The 17,688-nt window shown below is 55.1% G+C and carries 17 protein-coding genes; 9 read left to right on the top strand and 8 right to left on the bottom strand.

Annotated elements, in window-relative coordinates; genetic code table 11:
- Positions 1-450: 450 nt before the first annotated feature.
- Positions 451-2,079, top strand: coding sequence for an alpha-D-glucose phosphate-specific phosphoglucomutase (locus tag ABIC17_RS16510; protein ID WP_354283627.1), 1,629 nt, complete (start codon positions 451-453; stop codon positions 2,077-2,079).
- A 505-nt stretch (positions 2,080-2,584) separates the two neighbouring features.
- Positions 2,585-4,576, top strand: a complete 1,992-nt coding sequence (locus tag ABIC17_RS16505) for a putative bifunctional diguanylate cyclase/phosphodiesterase (RefSeq protein ID WP_354283625.1) — start codon at positions 2,585-2,587, stop codon at positions 4,574-4,576.
- On the opposite strand, the gene ABIC17_RS16500 is transcribed toward ABIC17_RS16505, so the two are convergent.
- Positions 4,573-5,496, bottom strand: a complete 924-nt coding sequence (locus ABIC17_RS16500) for a crotonase/enoyl-CoA hydratase family protein (protein ID WP_354283623.1) — start codon at positions 5,494-5,496, stop codon at positions 4,573-4,575. The genes ABIC17_RS16505 and ABIC17_RS16500 overlap by 4 nt on opposite strands.
- Before the next feature lie 592 nt (positions 5,497-6,088).
- Here ABIC17_RS16500 and ABIC17_RS16495 point away from each other — a divergent pair.
- Both ABIC17_RS16495 and ABIC17_RS16490 read left to right on the top strand, forming a co-directional pair.
- On the top strand, positions 6,089-6,310 hold the full coding sequence (locus ABIC17_RS16495) for a hypothetical protein (RefSeq protein ID WP_354283621.1): 222 nt from the start codon (positions 6,089-6,091) through the stop codon (positions 6,308-6,310).
- 549 nt (positions 6,311-6,859) lie between these two features.
- Positions 6,860-7,546: a response regulator transcription factor gene (locus ABIC17_RS16490; RefSeq protein ID WP_502958490.1), complete on the top strand. Its 687-nt coding sequence runs from the start codon at positions 6,860-6,862 to the stop codon at positions 7,544-7,546.
- A gap of 364 nt (positions 7,547-7,910) precedes the next feature.
- Here ABIC17_RS16490 and ABIC17_RS16485 read toward each other — a convergent pair whose 3' ends face one another.
- Both ABIC17_RS16485 and ABIC17_RS16480 read right to left on the bottom strand, forming a co-directional pair.
- On the bottom strand, positions 7,911-8,207 hold the full coding sequence (locus ABIC17_RS16485; protein ID WP_354283617.1) for an HU family DNA-binding protein: 297 nt from the start codon (positions 8,205-8,207) through the stop codon (positions 7,911-7,913).
- Between the two features lie 1,560 nt (positions 8,208-9,767).
- Positions 9,768-10,265, bottom strand: coding sequence for a GAF domain-containing protein (locus ABIC17_RS16480; RefSeq protein ID WP_354283615.1), 498 nt, complete (start codon positions 10,263-10,265; stop codon positions 9,768-9,770).
- 279 nt (positions 10,266-10,544) lie between these two features.
- On the opposite strand from ABIC17_RS16480, the gene ABIC17_RS16475 reads away from it, so the two are divergent.
- Positions 10,545-11,105, top strand: a complete 561-nt coding sequence (locus ABIC17_RS16475; RefSeq protein WP_354283613.1) for an FxDxF family PEP-CTERM protein — start codon at positions 10,545-10,547, stop codon at positions 11,103-11,105.
- A gap of 147 nt (positions 11,106-11,252) precedes the next feature.
- Positions 11,253-11,906: an FxDxF family PEP-CTERM protein gene (locus ABIC17_RS16470; protein ID WP_354283611.1), complete on the top strand. Its 654-nt coding sequence runs from the start codon at positions 11,253-11,255 to the stop codon at positions 11,904-11,906.
- A gap of 51 nt (positions 11,907-11,957) precedes the next feature.
- On the opposite strand, the gene ABIC17_RS16465 is transcribed toward ABIC17_RS16470, so the two are convergent.
- From ABIC17_RS16465 to ABIC17_RS16455, 3 genes are all read right to left on the bottom strand, one after another.
- On the bottom strand, positions 11,958-12,767 hold the full coding sequence (locus tag ABIC17_RS16465) for an N-acyl amino acid synthase FeeM domain-containing protein (RefSeq protein ID WP_354283610.1): 810 nt from the start codon (positions 12,765-12,767) through the stop codon (positions 11,958-11,960).
- Positions 12,768-13,400: 633 nt separating this feature from the next.
- The gene (locus ABIC17_RS16460) at positions 13,401-13,901 is read right to left on the bottom strand and encodes a Ros/MucR family transcriptional regulator (protein ID WP_354283608.1); all 501 of its coding nucleotides are present in this window, start codon (positions 13,899-13,901) and stop codon (positions 13,401-13,403) included.
- A 114-nt stretch (positions 13,902-14,015) separates the two neighbouring features.
- Complete coding sequence (locus tag ABIC17_RS16455) at positions 14,016-14,525, bottom strand: GAF domain-containing protein (protein WP_354283606.1); 510 nt, start codon at positions 14,523-14,525, stop codon at positions 14,016-14,018.
- Between the two features lie 179 nt (positions 14,526-14,704).
- Here ABIC17_RS16455 and ABIC17_RS16450 point away from each other — a divergent pair, with 179 nt between their 5' ends.
- The gene (locus ABIC17_RS16450) at positions 14,705-14,908 is read left to right on the top strand and encodes a DUF5818 domain-containing protein (RefSeq protein ID WP_354283604.1); all 204 of its coding nucleotides are present in this window, start codon (positions 14,705-14,707) and stop codon (positions 14,906-14,908) included.
- 93 nt (positions 14,909-15,001) lie between these two features.
- Entirely contained in the window at positions 15,002-15,448 is a 447-nt protein-coding gene (locus ABIC17_RS16445) for a hypothetical protein (RefSeq protein WP_354283602.1), read from the top strand.
- 253 nt (positions 15,449-15,701) lie between these two features.
- On the opposite strand, the gene ABIC17_RS16440 is transcribed toward ABIC17_RS16445, so the two are convergent.
- On the bottom strand, positions 15,702-15,932 hold the full coding sequence (locus ABIC17_RS16440) for a hypothetical protein (RefSeq protein WP_354283600.1): 231 nt from the start codon (positions 15,930-15,932) through the stop codon (positions 15,702-15,704).
- A gap of 409 nt (positions 15,933-16,341) precedes the next feature.
- Between ABIC17_RS16440 and ABIC17_RS16435 the strand changes: the two genes are divergently transcribed.
- Positions 16,342-17,328 carry a PEPxxWA-CTERM sorting domain-containing protein gene (locus tag ABIC17_RS16435; RefSeq protein WP_354283598.1) on the top strand — a complete coding sequence of 329 codons (987 nt, stop codon included), beginning with the start codon at positions 16,342-16,344 and terminating at the stop codon, positions 17,326-17,328.
- Positions 17,329-17,399: 71 nt separating this feature from the next.
- On the opposite strand, the gene ABIC17_RS20290 is transcribed toward ABIC17_RS16435, so the two are convergent.
- Entirely contained in the window at positions 17,400-17,651 is a 252-nt protein-coding gene (locus ABIC17_RS20290; protein ID WP_502958485.1) for a DUF6894 family protein, read from the bottom strand.
- Positions 17,652-17,688: the final 37 nt, after the last annotated feature.

The raw sequence follows: 17,688 nt of genomic DNA, 5'->3' as shown, positions 1-17,688 counted from the left end.
GCTGATAGCTACGGTGACCTGCTTCCCGTTTCATGCCGCTGATGAGCTAGCTTCGCAGTTTATATTCTTAGCTGGCGCGGACCGTGGAACGTTGTGGGAGCGCCAACATGCAGGAGCTAATGCGTCGACATACGGTATCAGAGTCCATCTTCTATGCAACAATCATACGTGTGACGCAACGTTACAACTGGCTCTGCTCTTGGTTACTTATGATTGCGAGCCGCCGGCAGCCAAACCGGCAACGCTTTGCCTGCGCATCCTTTCGGTCACGCCGCCTCTCACCAATCGATTGAATTAATGAGCCTGAAGTCATTGTCGCATGGTAACGACCCATCCCACTGAGGCGGTGTAGGACGATAAGCGACCTTCGTGCACATCTGCGGCTTGTTAATTCTTCTGTGCAGCTCGATGACGCCTTTACCTAACGTTTCAGTGTGGCAGGATGGCGTGATGACCCTGACGATCACCACTACCCCGTTTCTCGACCAAAAACCCGGTACCTCTGGCTTGCGCAAAAAGGTGCGAGTGTTCCAGCAACCACATTATGCCGAAAATTTCCTGCAATCCGTGTTCGACGTAATCGGCGACTTCGGAGGCCAGACGTTGGTTGTGGGCGGAGACGGCCGGTATCTCAACCGCGAAGTGATCCAGACGACGATCCGGATGGCGGCTGCCAACGGATTTGGCCGGGTGCTTGTGGGCATTGGCGGCATCCTTTCTACGCCTGCGGCGAGTAATGTCATCCGCAAATATGGGGCGTTCGGTGGCCTCATACTCTCCGCCAGCCATAATCCTGGCGGCGTGGACGAGGATTTCGGCATCAAGTACAATATCGGCAACGGCGGTCCGGCACCGGAGAAAATTACCGACGCCATCTACGCCCGATCGATGATCATCGACCAATACGTGACCGTGGATACCCCCGACGTCGATCTCGAGCAGCTCGGAGAAACAAAGGTGGCGGAAATGACCGTCGCAGTGATCGATCCAGTCACCGACTATGTCAAACTAATGGAGCAGCTGTTCGACTTCGACGCGATCCGCAAATTGATCGCTGGCGGCTTCCGCATTCGCTTTGATGCGATGCACGCTGTCACCGGTCCATATGCGCATCAAATTCTGGAGCGTTGCCTCGGCGCGCCGGCTGGCACGGTTGTGAATGGCACGCCGCTGCCAGACTTTGGCGGTCATCATCCCGATCCAAACATGGTCCATGCGCACGAGCTGTTCGCACGAATGTTCGGTGCCGATGCGCCCGACTTTGGAGCAGCCTCGGATGGGGACGGCGACCGGAACCTGATCCTTGGCCGCAACATCTTCGTGACGCCATCGGATTCGCTGGCGGCGCTCGCCGCAAACGCCCACCTCGCCCCCGGCTATGCCGGTGGCCTCAAGGGCGTCGCCCGCTCGATGCCAACCAGCGGCGCCGTTGATCAGGTGGCGCACGCCCTCGGTTTACCGCTGCATGAGACGCCGACCGGCTGGAAGTTTTTCGGCAATCTGCTGGATGCGAACATGGCGACAATCTGCGGCGAGGAAAGTGCCGGTACCGGTTCGGACCATGTCCGCGAGAAGGACGGGTTGTGGGCAGTACTCCTTTGGCTCAATATTCTGGCGGTGAGGCGCCAGAGCGTGGCCGAAATCATGGCCGGCCACTGGGCGCGATTTGGGCGTAACTATTATGCGCGACACGATTATGAGGGGCTGGAAAGCGCGGCAGCGGAGCAACTCATCAACGAGTTGCGCGCCGCTCTGCCGACCCTACCTGGCCGCAAGATGAAAGGTCTTACCGTCGTCAAAGCGGACGAGTTCGAATATCTTGACCCGGTTGATGGTTCGCTTAGTCGCAATCAAGGGCTACGGCTGCTTTTTGAAAGTGGCGCACGTATCGTGTTCCGTCTATCTGGCACCGGCACCAGCGGGGCCACTTTGCGCGTCTACCTGGAGCGCTTCGAGGGACCAGACGGGATACTGAATGCCGAGACTTCGGTGGCGCTAGCCGATCTCGTAGCCGCTGCAGATGACCTTGCCGGCATTACCCGCCACACCGGGCGAAAGTCTCCAACCGTAATTACCTGATTTAAGAAAGGCTATAGGAGGCCGAGTGCCCCTGTCCACTTCAGTACTCGAATTGTACAAATCGTGCTTTGTATAGGAAATGCTCGGCACCGGTGTTTTCGGTATTAATTGCCATCCCTAGCGGCGTACCTGTTGGTGTATGATAGGACTGCTTTAAAGTTGGTATTCATGACGGAAGAAAGCCTAAATTGATGAAGGTTTAGCCATCTTATGTCGTCTGGGACACGCGCTATGCGATGCCCTTTAGTACCGAACGCTCGGACCGTTCGGTTGCAGTCATAGATGGCCGTTTTTGCCGCGTGATCTGACCAAGAACGTAGGCGACACGAGAACGCTCTTGGTTACGATCTTCGAATTGAAAGAGTACTCCAATCAAGTGGAGATATGCCCTGAAAATGCGACTGCCTGCATTTCAGACCCGGGGAAGCATCCGGTGGATCGTGTGATTGGCTAGACAGTTTGAGCCTTTGCCCCATTTTAACCTATTGGCGTGATGTGGAACCGAATGGCAGGGTTGATTTCGCGTCTAAGACGATTGCGCCATTCGGATCAGGCGGTTGCCGCGCATGTGCGGGAAACGCTGACTCAGTCGCTGTACGCATCTCCGCAGTCGCTGGTGATTGGCGCGGTGACAAGCAGCGTAATTGTCGTATTGGTTGCTATGATAAGCGGTCGCGCCGCAATGTTGGCTTGTGCGTTGGCAATTCTGGTTGTTGCAGGCATTCGCATCGTTGATGCATTGCGGTTTCTTCCCATGCTCAGCAAGGATCGCGCAAGCTGCTTCGGCGGCAAGCGGCAAGAACTAATATATCGCTTTGGTGCCCTGGCATACTCGGGCCTTCTCGGCACCTTCGGCTTCCTGACGCTGATCGGGACCGAAGACGGGGAGCTGCAGCTGCTCGCAGTGACGACGGCGGTTGGATATGCGGCTGGAATCGCAGGGCGCAATGCCGGTCGCCCCTGGATCGCGTTGTCCCAGTTGTGCTTGGCCGCAGTACCACTTGCTCTGGGCCTGTGCCTGACGTTCGAACCGTTGAAAGCGGTTCTTGCCGTCGTCATCCTGTTCTTCGTCGTGGCAATGATGGACATCACGCTTCAGACCTACGGCGTCATTCTGCGCGCCACGGTGGCTTCGACGGAAAAGACCGCATTGGCAGAGCATCATGCTGCAGTGGCACGGCGAGATGACTTGACCGGAGTGGCCAATCGCACTGCCTTTCGCGAACGCTACGAGGCTCAACTGGAAGCGCTGACTTGGTCGGAAGAAAGCGAGCGCAAAGGCTTGGCCATCTATTGGCTCGATCTCGACAAGTTCAAGGAAATTAACGACAGCTTTGGACATCTGGCCGGTAACGCACTCTTGTCAGGCATTGCCAGACGGTTGGACGAGGCCTTTGGTATAGATGGAATAGTGGCGCGATTGGGGGGTGACGAATTTGCTGTTATATGGGCGATCCGCGACAAGGAAGAGGCAATCGCCATTGGCCGTCGCATTCTTGATCTCGTAGAGTCTCCCGTGCATCATGATGCCCGAGATTTGAACGTCAGTGCTTCCATCGGTATCGCCATTGCCCCAGCGGACGGGATAGACGCGGACACGCTTCTGAAAAACGCGGATCTCGCTCTTTACCGAGCCAAAGACAGCGGACGGGGCGTTATGCGTTTTTACGAACCCGTAATGGACGAAAAGATAGAGCGTGCCCGTGACTTGGCGACCGAGATGCAAGGTGCTCTAGGTCGCGGCGAGTTTTATCTCGTATTCCAGCCGATCTTCGACCTGAATGGCAGAGGGGTTCAGTCCTGCGAAGCCTTGCTGCGCTGGAACAACCGTAGATACGGGGAGGTGTCACCGGGCGAGTTTATTCCGATCGCCGAAGGTAATGGGTTCATCGTCCAAATTGGCGGCTGGGTAATTCAAGAAGCGTGTCGCACCGCAAGCCAGTGGCCCAACTGTGTGACGATTGCGGTAAACCTATCCCCGATCCAGTTGCGTTCCGCCAATCTGCGAGGTGTCATTGTGAATGCCCTGGCGGCAAGCGGCCTAGCCGCCGAGCGGCTGGAACTTGAGGTCACGGAATCGGTGCTTCTCGAAGACATCGATGGCTCGCTTGCAGCATTGCAGGCTATCAACCTTCTGCACGTTCAAACTACGCTTGATGATTTTGGCACGGGATATTCCTCGCTAAGCTACCTTTCCAAATTTCCGTTTCAAACGCTCAAGATCGACCGCTCCTTCATTGCCGATCTCGATCAAAGCCCAGCGTCGGTAGCGATTGTACAAGCGGTGATCGACCTTGCCGCCAAGCTCGGAATGCGTACCATAGCAGAAGGGGTCGAGACGGCCGCCCAGCTTGCACAGCTTCGTCGGACACGATGCGATGCGGTGCAGGGATACTGGCTGAGCCGTCCGATACCGGCAAGCATGGTTACGACCATGCTTGCCGGTGAGACCCCCAACACCAGCTGCCGGGCGTCTCCGGGCGCTAACCCAACTTAGGCATGGGGCGGCTTGTTAAGAAGTCTGGTCTGGGCAGCAACTAGCCGCCGCATGAGCTTCAAGTCGGTCTCGCTGAGACGCAGTGCAGCATCTGCCCAAAGATCCACAACTGCCTCCAACTCGCCCAGCGACAGCGGGTTTACGGAGCGCGATGCTTCATAAATGGCACAATGTCCGCTATGACGCCGTCGGTTTTGTCGCACGTACCGCTCTACTTCCGCGCGTCCATTTCCGCGGTCCGCAAGACCGTGGACGATCCCGAGATCGTACAGCTCTTCAGCTGAATAGGATCGACCGCTCAGGATCATCTGTTCGGCTCGCGCAGCCCCTAGTCGGCGAGACAGGAAGCAGTGGGCACCCATGCCTGGAAACAGGCCGAAGGCGGTCTCGGGCAAGCTAAACTGGGTCCCACGCTCGGCAATGACGACGTTGAACGATAACAAGGCCTCGAACCCGCCTCCCAAGGCGTCCCCCTCCACCAGCGCGATCGTTACGATGGGCAGGTCAAGACTGAGCATGTTGCGATGAAGAATGCGCACACAGGCCCGTCCGTACCGAACCAACGCTGCTTGATCCCGCGCACGAATATGTGCCTCAAACAGATCCAGATCTCCACCAAGGGAGAACACGCCGGGAAAGCGCGAACCCAGCACGAGATACCTTAACGGTACCGCTCCCGATGCCCTGGCTATCGCGATATCGGTTTGCCATTGGTCAAATTGGGCAAGCAGGGTTGGATTAAAACTCGGTCGAACGCGCTGATCCATATAGGTCCATAGCGTCTCAAGGTTTGGGTCGAAGCTAACGTCGAGATCATCGTAGTCGAAATGCGCAATGCTTCTGTTGGCGCTGGTGTCATTTACCCCCGGAGGAACGCAATGATTGCCTGCCCGAACAATTGGAGGGTACTGAATTGACATGGTAGTTACCTTTCTACGTGCAGCGTATCGCTGCTCGCAAACGGTAGGCCGACACAGATAACAAAGGCGATGCCTGGGATCGCAACAGGCTTGGACAACCAAATTGCCACTGAACGACTGTATTAAAGTTGATTCGCAGCCTCGTTCGCAGCGGGCAGTTGGTCTGGTCGGAACGTCTGCGTCCAGCCCGGCGGTGGACGTTACGTGCTACTCGCCGTGGTAACAAACGGTACCGGGGTATAAGTACCCTGATGGCGCATGGTAAACCGCTAGAAGCCTACTCACTTTTGTCCATCAGCCTGCTCGTTACCTCGACAGGCGGACAGTTGCTCGTCTGTTGTCGATGAACGATGCCCTAGTTTCGCGTACAGCTCAACGTAAGGCGTCCGGTGCATAGGCGTGCTACCCGCTCAATCATATCCATATACGATCCCCGAGACAAATAGCTACCGCGTCAAAAGCCAAGACCGTGTCTGATCGCCAAGGCGATCTTGATGAGTAGGCAGAGCGTATACTCCCGAATGTTTCTACCAACTTAATGTCGAGATGCGAAAATGTCCGATATGGTTCGTTCGAATGTTAGGAGGATCATATGTTGCCGATGGTAAGAATTTCGTTTTGCATCCTTACCGTACTGTTCGTGGCCGCGTGCAGGCGTACGCCGCACTCGGCCGCTGAAACGACCGTCTTCAAAGATACCCAGGCTGCTCAAGAACGTACCAGACAGAAGGCCAACGACGATGTTAACGCCGCCATGTATCGGGCCGGAGATCAAAATAGCGGCCTTGCTGCAACCGGTCATACCAAGCGTTAGGGGCAAATGTCCGCCGTAATGGATTTGTCTCGCCTGGATACGTTATTTCAAAAGAAGTACTAATGTCGACTTCGAGCTAGCAGATCGACTGCGGCAAAGCCGATCCCTTGCACCATACTGCCAAATAAAAATGCCCACGGCAGAAACTGCCGTGGGCAAGGTTGTGAAGCCTGCGGGTATGCGTACTAGGCCCGCTGGCACCGCCTTATCTTAACGGTCAACCAACGTCTACGGATCGCAATCCTCAGAACGCATTGATCGCATCAAAACACTAAATTCGGGTGAACGATACCAGTTTGTCCAGGGGGACCGTTGCCCGAGCTGGCGAGCTACCCTCCTGCCACTCGCAAAACGCCATAAGCGCAGACCCGGGCCCTTCAGAACTGATCGCCGTCACCAGCATCAGCGGACCACCTGTCTTACGGCGCACGATAAAGTCGACTTGAACCACGTCATGCATGCCGTACCCTTTTTGATGGTGGACGCACTCTTAACCCTTTACAAACCCGAACAGTCTACCGTTAACCGGGATGGAGCACGGCAACGCGGATTTTAGTGATTGAGGACCGTTCAACCGCCCTAACAACGCTTCTTTCCGTGACTCTGAACGCGCATACGACATGCTCTGGTGAAGAAGGCCTAGAGCTCGGAAAACTGTATGAGTTTGACATCATTCTCCTAGACCATTCTCTCCCGGACATCACGGGCTTTGAGGTTTTGAGAAGGCTTCGGTTGAGCCGTGTAACGACGCCGGTTTTGATGCTCTCTGATGCTAGTGGCGTGCAGGACAAGGTTCGTGCGTTCAATCTCGGCGCGGACGACTATGTTACACGGCCCTTTCACCCAGCTGAACTTCTGGCGCGCATCCATGCTGTGGTCCGTCGCTCGCAAGGACACAGCCACTCCGTCGTTCGCGTCGGCAAGATTGCAGTCGATCTTAATACTAAAACAGTTTCTATCGCTGGCACACCCCTTTTCCTCACTGCCAAAGAGTACGCCGTTTTAGAACTACTCGCGCTACGCAGGGGAGCAACACTTACTAAAGAGGTGTTCCTGAATCATCTGTACGGCGGTATGGAAGAGCCTGAGGTGAAAATCATCAATGTGTACATCTACAAACTCAGAAAGAAACTGAGCCAAGCCTGCGATGGAGACGAATATATCGGCACGGTACGTGGCAGGGGCTACTTTCTGGCCGCCCCAGAAGCCGACGCAGTAGTGGCACTTGCGGCTTGAGTAAGTGACACAGAAAAGTTCACCCGCACAATGATGACAACCAACGTAGCGGGTGAACCTTCCGTCAATCAGGCAGCTTACTGCGTAGATAAGCCGCGTGAACACCCTGCATTTATGGTTAACGACCGTCAACCAGTTTATTGATTCGGCACATAAGGTGGAGGCCTTCAGTAGCCTTTGAGGCTGATGCACGATGGCCTATCACCGATCTTCCGGTTTTTAGGTTCTGCGTCCAATGTCGACGGTCAGAAGGTGATATCTATGGTGTCCAGCTCACAGCCATACGTCAGTTGAGCGCATCGTTGTCGCGTCGTTTGGCCTATCTAGCGGTATATGGTCGAGGATGGGGTACTAGGGTTAGCGGTTAGTCGTCTTGATCAGACTTCTTGCGCACCAGTTTTCTGACCTCTTTTCCCGGCCTAAAAAACGGCACTCGTTTCGCCCCTACCTCTACTTGCGTGTTTGTTTTTGGGTTTCGCCCAGTGCGGCGATCTCGGCTTCTCGTTTCGAAAACGCCAAACCCCCGGATTTCTACCCGTCCTCCTCTGATCAATTGTGTTTCAATTAGTTCAAAGAATGCCAGAACGATCGTCTCGACGCGTTTTGGCGACAGACTTGGGTTGTTGACTGCGATAAAGTTAATAAGATCAGATCGCTTCATAGTCTGCCCCCGGCTAGGGTTCGCTATAGGACGTATGACGTAGCCGCACGAGATTGAACAGGTCCATGCACTGGTTCGTACAGTTTAGCGCCACAGATTGCACCGGGTTAGCAACGGACGAGGGCATTTGTCTCAAACCAAAAAACTCAGGTGTTATGGCGTGCCGGCCTGCACACCACACAAAATCATCTAGCGTCCCATCCTACATATTTAGGCGTATCGGGTGACTAGTCGTTTTGAGGAGATCGAACCAAAACCGGACGAATGGCTATTTTTCGAGCTGACAGCCACGAACTCGTCGGTTGCAACTTAGGAATTTATATCTGACCGCCCGGCCATGAAAATTGTGTGCATAGTGGTTGGCGTGTTGGCATTGGTTCTCGCTGGAAGTCCCTTAGAACGCTGGCTTCGATCTGATAGTCTGACAGCTACTGCGGTTATAGATGGATTACATCGGTGCGGCATCAGTTCAAACAGAATATCCTGGGCGATCAGCCCAAACAAAACGTTAGTACTGCGAAGGGCTTCTGCTCTCACGCCAACCCTACCTATCCAACAGGCCGCCTGTTTCATGCATTGGACTGATAAACGTCGCATCAAGGTCGACTTTATCAGCTGATAGAGCCTTTAACTAGCAAAACAGTTAACGGCGTTCTTTCAGTCTGCTGGTAAGCGTTTTCAGATTGGGTTTTCAGACAAGACGCAGAGCTTTAAGACCTATGAACGATCAACTGCATCATCAGGGTCGTCCCATACGAAACGCTGCTCTACCTCGTTACCTTCCCCAAGGTGTACCTCGTAGCCTTTACCGGCTTCCATACATCGTATCTGGGCGACGATCGACGTTGGGTATATCCCCAGCACATGCCACGGCACCATTCGTATGACGCCCCAACCTACGGTTTCTGTTGTCACTCGTTTCTCCATAACAACCGGACGACCGGCCGCAGTTTATGCTTTGCTATCGTTTCCCTCACTGACCGGTCTCCATGAGGTCGCCAAACGGTCTACTCGCAGTCACAAATGGTGGGCAGCGATTCCAAATCTGAGTTCCGTTCGGCAAGACTGGCACCTCACCCCCCTGGCAGATCGCCGCATATTCGCAAACCCGGTGTGACACGGCATGGCGACACCGCAACGACCTGTGCTTGAACCATTTTTGTCAGTTTTTTTTACAGGTAGAGAGATTTCTGAGCTGCCCTATCAGATAGATGAACGATGGCATGATGTTTGCAACAGTTTCTCGTCGACGCGTCTCAGAGTCACCGGAGCCGGAAAGTGCGGAATACAATCACCCCCATGCCGTTAGCTGGTCAGCAATGAAGAGGACGACTGGATGGGGTGTAGTAAGGCTGGTGCCCTGGCACTTGCTTGGCATCTTCCCCACATCTGCTGAGGCACGTATAAAGTGTCTCGAAGCCGGTCCCAAATATGTGGTACACTTTGGCGAAGGCAATGTGGAAGAAAACGACTTTTCGTGGATCGATCCCGGGGTCAAATAGCCATCACGGGTGCCTTTCCTAGCATGCGACCTTGTTATGCTGGCAGGCTCGTGCCAATTTATCCGTTCAAAATGCGTTCCGCTTGCCGCGCAAGGCGTCCAAGTGCCGACATATCTGGCGCCACCTCGCGTGGGGATGTGTCGACGACGCATAAGGCACCGAGCGCGTAACCCGACCTGCTGATGAGAGGGATCCCGGCGTAAAAGCGAACGTAAGGTGCGCCAATTATCATTGGTAAGCCCGCCGAGCGTGTATCAAGTGTCGTATCAAGAATGATGAGAGGCTCGCCCGGACGGAGAAGAGCTTTGGCACAGATTGACTCGGAACGTAGCGTTTCGGTGGCATTGATACCTACGCGCGCTGCGATCCACTGACGATCGCGATCAATAATTGATATCGCCCCGATTGCTGTGTCTGCAGATGCCGTTGCGTGCTCGACGATAGCCTGCAAAACCGATTCACGTTCTGCAGTCGTTCGCCTTATAGCGTCTACCGCAATCTGCCGATGTCGTTCGTAGTCTGACCGAATAGGCTGAATTGCTTGGTTTTCTATCATGTCATTGGACGGATAAGAGCTCGTGCCGAATGGGCCACTACGGTACCTCGCGTTAAAGGGCGGTCTCTCGTCTTATCGTTACCCTATGCATTACGAGGCAACTCAGCAATAAGATGCATACGCCTTCGGAATTCTACCGCCATCTTAGTGCTGGCGGTAAGGCCTCAAACTGTCAGTACGCCTTACAACCCGCCCACCTTACACGCCCCAGTTTGGCACAATTCCGCCGTTGGCGCATTCCTTGCAGGATGTGCGGTATCATCCAAAGGAGGTATCAATATGCGTACCAAGCTTCTCTCCGCCGTCGCAGCAGTTGCGCTGGTCTCGATCGCAAACGTCGCACCGGCGTCGGCAGCAGTCTTCCCAGTTGGCACGACGACGCCTGGCGTTGGCTCGTTCCAGGCAGCTCCAGGACCGAATGGCACGTTCAACGGCGCTATCAATCGTGTTGGCCTTGGTGAAGGCTCGTTCACTGACACGTTCACGTTCACGCTCCCGGCCGCTGGTTTCGGCAGCGGTTCGGTAATCAGCTCGAACGTTGGTGGCAGCACGGCTCTCACCTTCTCGTCAGTGACGTTCAATGGGACCTCGCTGGCCATCGACATGGCAGGCAACCTCACATTCGCTGGCGTCAACAATGTGCCGATCTTCGCAAACCAGCTCAATACTCTGGTCGTTTCGGGTATCTCGGCAGGTGGCGCATCGTACGGTGGCAATCTGACGTTCGTTCCCGGTGCCGTTCCTGAGACTGCAACGTGGATGATGATGCTCGCCGGCTTCGGCCTGATGGGTGCAGGCCTGCGCTACCGTCGTCGTAGCGCGACGGTGTCGTTCGCATAATCACATACAACAGTTGATGCCGCCGGCGGAAGTCGGCGGCATTCTACCTGACGCGATGAGTTTGGTAGGTAGATTAAGGTCGGTGATACGACAGCGTCTACGCCTACTGGGCAAGTCTGGAATTCTGTCGCTTGAGTTTACAGCGTCATGGTTAAGTTAACGCAAATCGTCGATAATTGGCCATTGGCACGCTCCTTGCTGATGAAGGGAAACCTATCAATCAGGAGTGCCTTGATGCGTACCAAGTTCCTTTCCGCCGTCGCCGCTGTTGCAGTCATCGCAATCGCAAACGTTGCACCTGCTTCGGCAGCTGTGTTCCCCGTTGGCACCACGACGCCTGGCGTTGGCTCGTTCCAGGCTGCAATGGGCCCGAACGGCACGTACAACGGCGCAATCTCGCGCGTTGGCATCGGTGCTGGCACGTTCAGCGACACCTTCACCTTCACCCTCCCGGCGACTGGCCTCGGCAGCGGTTCGGTGATCAGCTCGACCGTCCTGATGAACGGCGTGACTTCGCTGACCTTCTCGAAGGTCACCTTCAACGGGATGGACCTCACCATCGGCGCGTTGGGCAATCTCGTATTCGCTGGTGGCGATGCTCTTCCGGTTGCAGCAGGCCAGCTGAACACCCTCATGGTTTCGGGTACGTCGCAGGGCGGCGCTTCGTATGGCGGCAACCTGACCTTTATCCCGTCGGCAGTTCCTGAGACCGCCACGTGGATGATGATGCTGGCCGGCTTCGGCATGATGGGCGCAGGCTTGCGCTATCGTCGTCGTAGCTCGACTGTCGCTTTCGCATAAGCGAAACGCAGTAAATGCCGCCGGTGAAAACCGGCGGCATTTTTTTATTTGTCACAAATCCGTCAGGTAGATCTTTACCAGCGCGTTGCCGTCCATCTTGCGCTGGATAGCCTCGTCCGAAGTCAGCTCCTCGGCCAGCTCGAGCGCATCGTCACGCGAGAAAAATAGCGAGTATAGCGACCGTTGAGCTTTGTCTGACGTCGCGTTTACCGCAGCCATTTCAATGCGGGGGCGAATGCTTGCGATTTCCAGCCACATAAGCTGCGACGGTGCGGCAACGCTCTCGTTGGTGCGTGGTGCACCAATTGGCTTGAAGCCCAACATTGCCTCGTAGAAGCGGCGATGCCGCGGATTGACCTCGATAAACAGGTCGGTGCAGCGATGGTGGTGGTATCCGTAGATGAAGACGATGTGAAACAGCGCTGCCAGCAAAGGCTTGGACGGCAAGCTCGTCTCAAACGCCAGGCGGCTTAGTTCACAAATCTTGCGGCCTTCGGCGTTACGGAACGCATCAAGTTCTTCTGCGAAGATTTTGTCCGCTGCCAGTCCGATATCGGAGTCGACCACGAGCGTGACTGTCCCAAGTACCTCGGACTGCGCGGACGCAGTAAAGGTTGCACTGGCACGGTGCGATGGCAGCGCATGATGGTTGCCATATCCGCGCCAGGCGTAACGCTTGTTGATAAGCAAGCACGCCGTTTCACGTCGATCACTTGTGTCAGCGAGCTCGATGTCCACAGCTTGGCTGAATATGCCTGGGACAAGTTTAGCGCGCTGTTCGTCTGGAAGACGATCTGCAAACCCTGGTTTGGCCTGCCCCATTGCTGCGGCAGAGAAACGAGCTTCAGGTTGAATAAACACCACAAACCCCCGGAAAAGTGCAGCGCGCGTCGCTGATCACGGACTTTGTCTGAGGTATGGGTCCATAAGAACGGATTGATGGATTGCCTTACCAGACAATCCACCTTGCTCATTCATGGTTAACGAGTACCAGCACTGTAGGCCGCCATGTCGGTCAGCCGTGCTATTTGTAAGATTAACGTGTTACAATCGCCGCGAATCTGGCGGACCATCATCAAAACGGACGAGGTCCAAACGCAGGACTTAGTGGAACGTCAAAACGCTTCGCTCGGCATGCTGATAACTGACAAATGAGTCAGCAATAGTTTGATCGCTGTAACAGGCACCGTCCAACCATGCTGTGAAGCGGACTTCATCCGCCCTGACCATCGCGTCTGCGATCACAGGTTCACCGTTGGTCGCTGCGAACCCAGCCTCAAAGGTTTCGGCCAGTTCGTCGAGGTATCGATCACATAGCATAGTGTGGCAACGATACGGTTATGCGCTTGTTCCAACAGGGGCTAAGTTTGCAGAACCATTGCACAAATATCACAGATATGCCCCAATCGAGCCTTGGCGATCATCGGTGCCAAAGCCTGCTACCATGCGTCCCTTGCGTATCGCGAACGTGGTGACCACGTTCGCCGCGCAGCGTTAGTCAGTCGAGGCGGACTTTGCCGGCCGACCGCGCTTTGGCGCGTCCGCTGAAGCCTGCGGCTTTGCCGCGACTTTCTGCCCAGGCTTACGGCCAAGGCCAATCTTTTTGGCCATTTCGCGGCGCATTTCCGAGTAGGCAGGCGCCGTCATTGGGTAATCAGCCTTCAATCCGTAGCGGGCACGGTACTCGTTCGCTGTGAGACCATTGGTCGAAAGGTGCCGCGTCAACGTTTTATACGGCTTGCCGTCGATCATCGAGATGATGACATCCGGGTTGGCCAAGGACTTTCGTGCCGTGACGGCCGCAGTATATTGGGTAGCGTTTTCCTCCTCGACCGAACTCTCGACTGGTACGCCGGTAAGGCCGTTCACCGCGTCGTACATCGACTTCAAGAATGTCGGAACATCTTCAGCTGCGACCCGCGTATTGGCATTGGAAAGCCACGCCATTGTCAATTCCGCGGCAAGCTCCATAGTGTTATCGGTCTCGTCTGACATAAAGTCTCCTTTGGGTGGCCGTCTAGGTTCAAGGCCTTTAACCGATCCTGAACGTACGCCAAATGACATAAAGTTTAATATTTAGACCAGTCACGCGCGTGATACGCATCCAACTCACAAACTTTTCCTACTGACTTTTTGCATCGCATCTACAGCGCATGTCCGCAAAAAGTCTTGGTCTTCAATATTCCAGTCAAGCTTTGGTTGGCAAGAAGTGACGCACATTGCCCCCACGAGATACCCTTGTTCGTCTCTCATTCCCGCAGCCGCGTAAAAGTCTATGTCTCCACTTTCTACCAATGGATAGGCAGCGAAGCGGACATCATTTTTTGCACTTGGGACAAAAAGTGCGTCTGCGTCAGCCTGTATCAAATGGCTTACAAATGATGTGGATCGGTTAAAAACACCCGGGCGCACACGGTCCTGCGCAATGACGAAAATGTTGTAGTGGCTTACTGCGCAAACCAATGCCGTTTCGGCGCGACAATGGATACGCGCGCGTCGCGCCAGATCCATAAGCGTGGAATCGCCGACCGCGTTTAACAGGCCTGATGCCTCCGTTGCTTTTTGACGCTCGACCTCGTTGGCGGGCATGCCGGCCGAACTGTAGGAGATGATGTTCATTGTGCGGGCTTGTTCACGTTAGGTTGAGCAATTCGCTAGTATGAGAAACTTTGCTGGTGGCTGAACACCCACACAAAGGATGACTTGTCCCGAAAACGTACGGCTGCTCGACGAAAATATCAGATATTTCAGAGAAAATCCGAGCATGACGACTGCAAAAGTTGACTACGAAAATAGGCATGATGGCAACCGGCGAACGGATCGATGAAACAGGAACACTCATCCAGGTCGGAGGGATAATGTTTCTCCGGCGGGACTATGGCGGCCGTTATCAGCTTGAGTCGCACCATTTACCCGTCAACCTTCTTCAACACCGGGTACGTTTGGTTGGTACGTTGATTGGCCCGATGCTGGTACATGCCGAGCGGGTAGCGCTGGCCTGATCAGTGGTTTGGCTCTTAGGCGATTCACCGCGGATCCGATTCAGCCCGACTCATACCGATTGCCAGAATCGCGCCGCTGACGATCATGCCGCCATGGGACATGTCATCACGCATGCTTGCGGCCACGGCCAGATCCACCACCTTGCCGGCTATGCGCGGCAACAGGAACAGAAGGCCAAGTGGTTAGAAACCACGCGTTGCCGCGAGTGCTTTATTGCCGACAAACAAGCCGTTCAGGCGGAAGCGGCCGCACGCGACGTGGCGGCTGTAGCCCATCTCACACTGCCAGCGCTCAGCGGCAGCGACCGCCAGATTGCCTGGGCAACATCCCTCCGCGCGGCTCGCCTCCTAGCTATGATATTGCACGAGGGCGATGACGTCCCCTTGAGTGCATTAGTCAGCCACCTGACGGATGCAAAGTGGTGGATCGATGGCCGCGGTCTAACCGACGTCGAATGGTTCGAGCATGCCGAGAAAATCGCTGCCATAAGGGTTCCGGTCTCCTACGACGGTGAAACGGCCCCTGCTCCACCAGTATAGGAAGCACATCGGGAGGCCCTTCCGCCACATTCCGCAAATTAGCGCTAGCTGCGAGGCAGGCACTCATCGCGCAATTGCCTACAAAGGCGGGCCGCGACCAGTTGGAGTATGGAAATGCGCGACCCTGGCCACCCTGTTACCCGAAAAGGTCATGAGTGGTTACACGATCCCTATGCCAACGTGAACTTGCCGCCAACAGCTTATTGCGTCAAAGGCTGCCGAGATGCGCGACAACGTTAGAGACGGAGACGATCTACAACGGATCAAGTGCCGCATTGATCATCACATTCCAATTTACCGCGGCTACTTTCCAGTCAACCTGTGGAACTGCTAGCATTTCTAGACTGGGCTCGCGCATGGCCTCGAGGACAATCCGCGCCGACTTTTCATATGCCCGCCACATCGGCTTGCCCTGACAGACCGAGTTCTCTGATTGGCCTGCCGCCTTACACAAAGTACGAGTAACGCGTTCGATCATCCCCATATGCGCTCTCCGAAACGAAACACCTCGGGCCCTGTTTTTATCAGCAAGGCGAGCAAGAAGAGATCGGGCTGCCGTTCGGAATACTACCGTAGCAACAGCCCTGGCCGCCCTGATCGCCGGGGTGGGTGACTTGGACGGTTGGGAAGATAGTACATTCACAAATAGCGCTGACAAGAGAAAGCTCCAGCAGACGCTACTGCTGGCTTAGAAGCGGCCCTAGGGTTCGCACTGCTGCTGCCCAATAACAAGGGCGTCGCGTCCAACGCCAGCGCTTAACGTCGAGCGTGACAAATTACCGACAGTCCCAACGAGATCGATGCAGCACTGCCACTGCACGCTATGCAAACCTTCGATTTTCAACCATCGCGTTAACCATAAGGTCAACCGGTTAAAATCAGGAGTTAGGCAGATGGCAATGAAGTGGGCGTTCGCAGTTGGTATCCTGGGTATCCTCGCAGCCAGCCCCGCCTCTGCCGGTCGAACAACCGAGCGCTTCACGTCGCTGACGGTGTTCGGCGATAGCCTGGTAGACGCCGGAAACCTGTTTATCGCGAACGGCGGTACCCGCCCTGATCCAGCTCTTGGGTACTTCGAGCACCGCTTCACCAACGGCTATGACTACCCCGACCTGCTGTCGGTCGATCTGTTTGGAAAGCCGACCACCCCGTCTCTGGCGGGCGGCAACAATTACGCATTTGGTGGCGCTCGGATCGTTGATACCGGCGATAGCATCCCTGACCTGCAAGCGCAGATCAACGCTTTTAAGCTATCCCCACAAGGCATCGACGCAAACGGTCTGTATGTCCTGAACTTTGGCGGCAACGACGTCTTTGGCGCAAAAGGGGTGTTTGGCCCTGTAGGCGCGATCGGGTCGTACCCTGATATCAGCAGCTATCTGCAGGCAGCTGCCCAGCAATATGTAAGCGGGATCCAAGAGCTCAATAACCTTGGCGCTCGAAACATCCTGTTCACCGATTTCCCTATGGCAGGCGATCCGCTGACGATCGAAGCGAATGGATACCTCGCCACCGCACTCAAAGGCCTGACGCTGAGCGCGGGCACGGATCTGTTCCAATATAGTCTTAACGATCTCAACCAGCGCGCCCTCACCGATCCGGCATCGCTCGATCTCCCTCCGCTACGCTTCGACACCAACTGTGTTGCAGCAGGCGCACAAGCGACCGGGTGCGCAGGCTTCTTCTCGTTTGACGGAGTACATGTAACAGCCGCTGTGCAAGCCGCCGGCTACAAAGATATGGACCGAAAGTTTGGGCTGACGATGGCACAGGCGGTACCAGAACCGCAAAGCTGGATCATTATGATTGTGGGCTTTGGGGTTATTGGTGGCGCGCTACGGTATCGCCCCGCTAAGGCACCGCGCTCTGCCGCAAGCTAACGGCGTTGTTATGCCGATCGGGATATACCGACGTCCCGATCGGCTCCGAGCTTCTGTAACGTCGAAGCCGGTTACAGTTCTGCAGACTGGTTAAGTTGCTTTGCATGCCGGGAGGTAACCGTTGCGACGATCACGTGAAAAAGCTCGTTGTGAGCCTCGTCTTCCACGTTAACCCGCCAATGTCCGTCATTTGCAAAACCGGGATGATCAATAAGATACGAAGCCAAGTACTTTACCGCTTGGTTTCGTGCATCTGAAAGTGACTCACACTCGATCGTCTTGTAAATGTTTTCGCCAGCAAAGCTAATTATGTAGGTATTCATAAAGCAACCAATTCTGCTGGTAGATACTAATCTATTG

The sequence above is a fragment of the Sphingomonas sp. PvP056 genome, assembly GCF_040549155.1.
GTDB lineage: Bacteria > Pseudomonadota > Alphaproteobacteria > Sphingomonadales > Sphingomonadaceae > Sphingomonas.
The sequence above is the reverse complement of the archived record's forward strand: the minus strand, read 5'-3'. Positions and strand labels throughout refer to the sequence as shown.

Bases quoted from the DNA above. Each gene is read 5' to 3' on its own strand.
- ABIC17_RS16510 (WP_354283627.1), top strand. From the start codon at position 451: ATGACCCTGACGATCACCACTACCCCGTTTCTCGACCAAAAACCCGGT.
- ABIC17_RS16505 (WP_354283625.1), top strand. From the start codon at position 2,585: ATGGCAGGGTTGATTTCGCGTCTAAGACGATTGCGCCATTCGGATCAG.
- ABIC17_RS16500 (WP_354283623.1), bottom strand. From the start codon at position 5,496: ATGTCAATTCAGTACCCTCCAATTGTTCGGGCAGGCAATCATTGCGTT.
- ABIC17_RS16495 (WP_354283621.1), top strand. From the start codon at position 6,089: ATGTTGCCGATGGTAAGAATTTCGTTTTGCATCCTTACCGTACTGTTC.
- ABIC17_RS16485 (WP_354283617.1), bottom strand. From the start codon at position 8,207: ATGAAGCGATCTGATCTTATTAACTTTATCGCAGTCAACAACCCAAGT.
- ABIC17_RS16480 (WP_354283615.1), bottom strand. From the start codon at position 10,265: ATGATAGAAAACCAAGCAATTCAGCCTATTCGGTCAGACTACGAACGA.
- ABIC17_RS16475 (WP_354283613.1), top strand. From the start codon at position 10,545: ATGCGTACCAAGCTTCTCTCCGCCGTCGCAGCAGTTGCGCTGGTCTCG.
- ABIC17_RS16470 (WP_354283611.1), top strand. From the start codon at position 11,253: ATGGTTAAGTTAACGCAAATCGTCGATAATTGGCCATTGGCACGCTCC.
- ABIC17_RS16460 (WP_354283608.1), bottom strand. From the start codon at position 13,901: ATGTCAGACGAGACCGATAACACTATGGAGCTTGCCGCGGAATTGACA.
- ABIC17_RS16455 (WP_354283606.1), bottom strand. From the start codon at position 14,525: ATGAACATCATCTCCTACAGTTCGGCCGGCATGCCCGCCAACGAGGTC.
- ABIC17_RS16450 (WP_354283604.1), top strand. From the start codon at position 14,705: ATGATGGCAACCGGCGAACGGATCGATGAAACAGGAACACTCATCCAG.
- ABIC17_RS16445 (WP_354283602.1), top strand. From the start codon at position 15,002: ATGGGACATGTCATCACGCATGCTTGCGGCCACGGCCAGATCCACCAC.
- ABIC17_RS16440 (WP_354283600.1), bottom strand. From the start codon at position 15,932: ATGGGGATGATCGAACGCGTTACTCGTACTTTGTGTAAGGCGGCAGGC.
- ABIC17_RS16435 (WP_354283598.1), top strand. From the start codon at position 16,342: ATGGCAATGAAGTGGGCGTTCGCAGTTGGTATCCTGGGTATCCTCGCA.
- ABIC17_RS20290 (WP_502958485.1), bottom strand. From the start codon at position 17,651: ATGAATACCTACATAATTAGCTTTGCTGGCGAAAACATTTACAAGACG.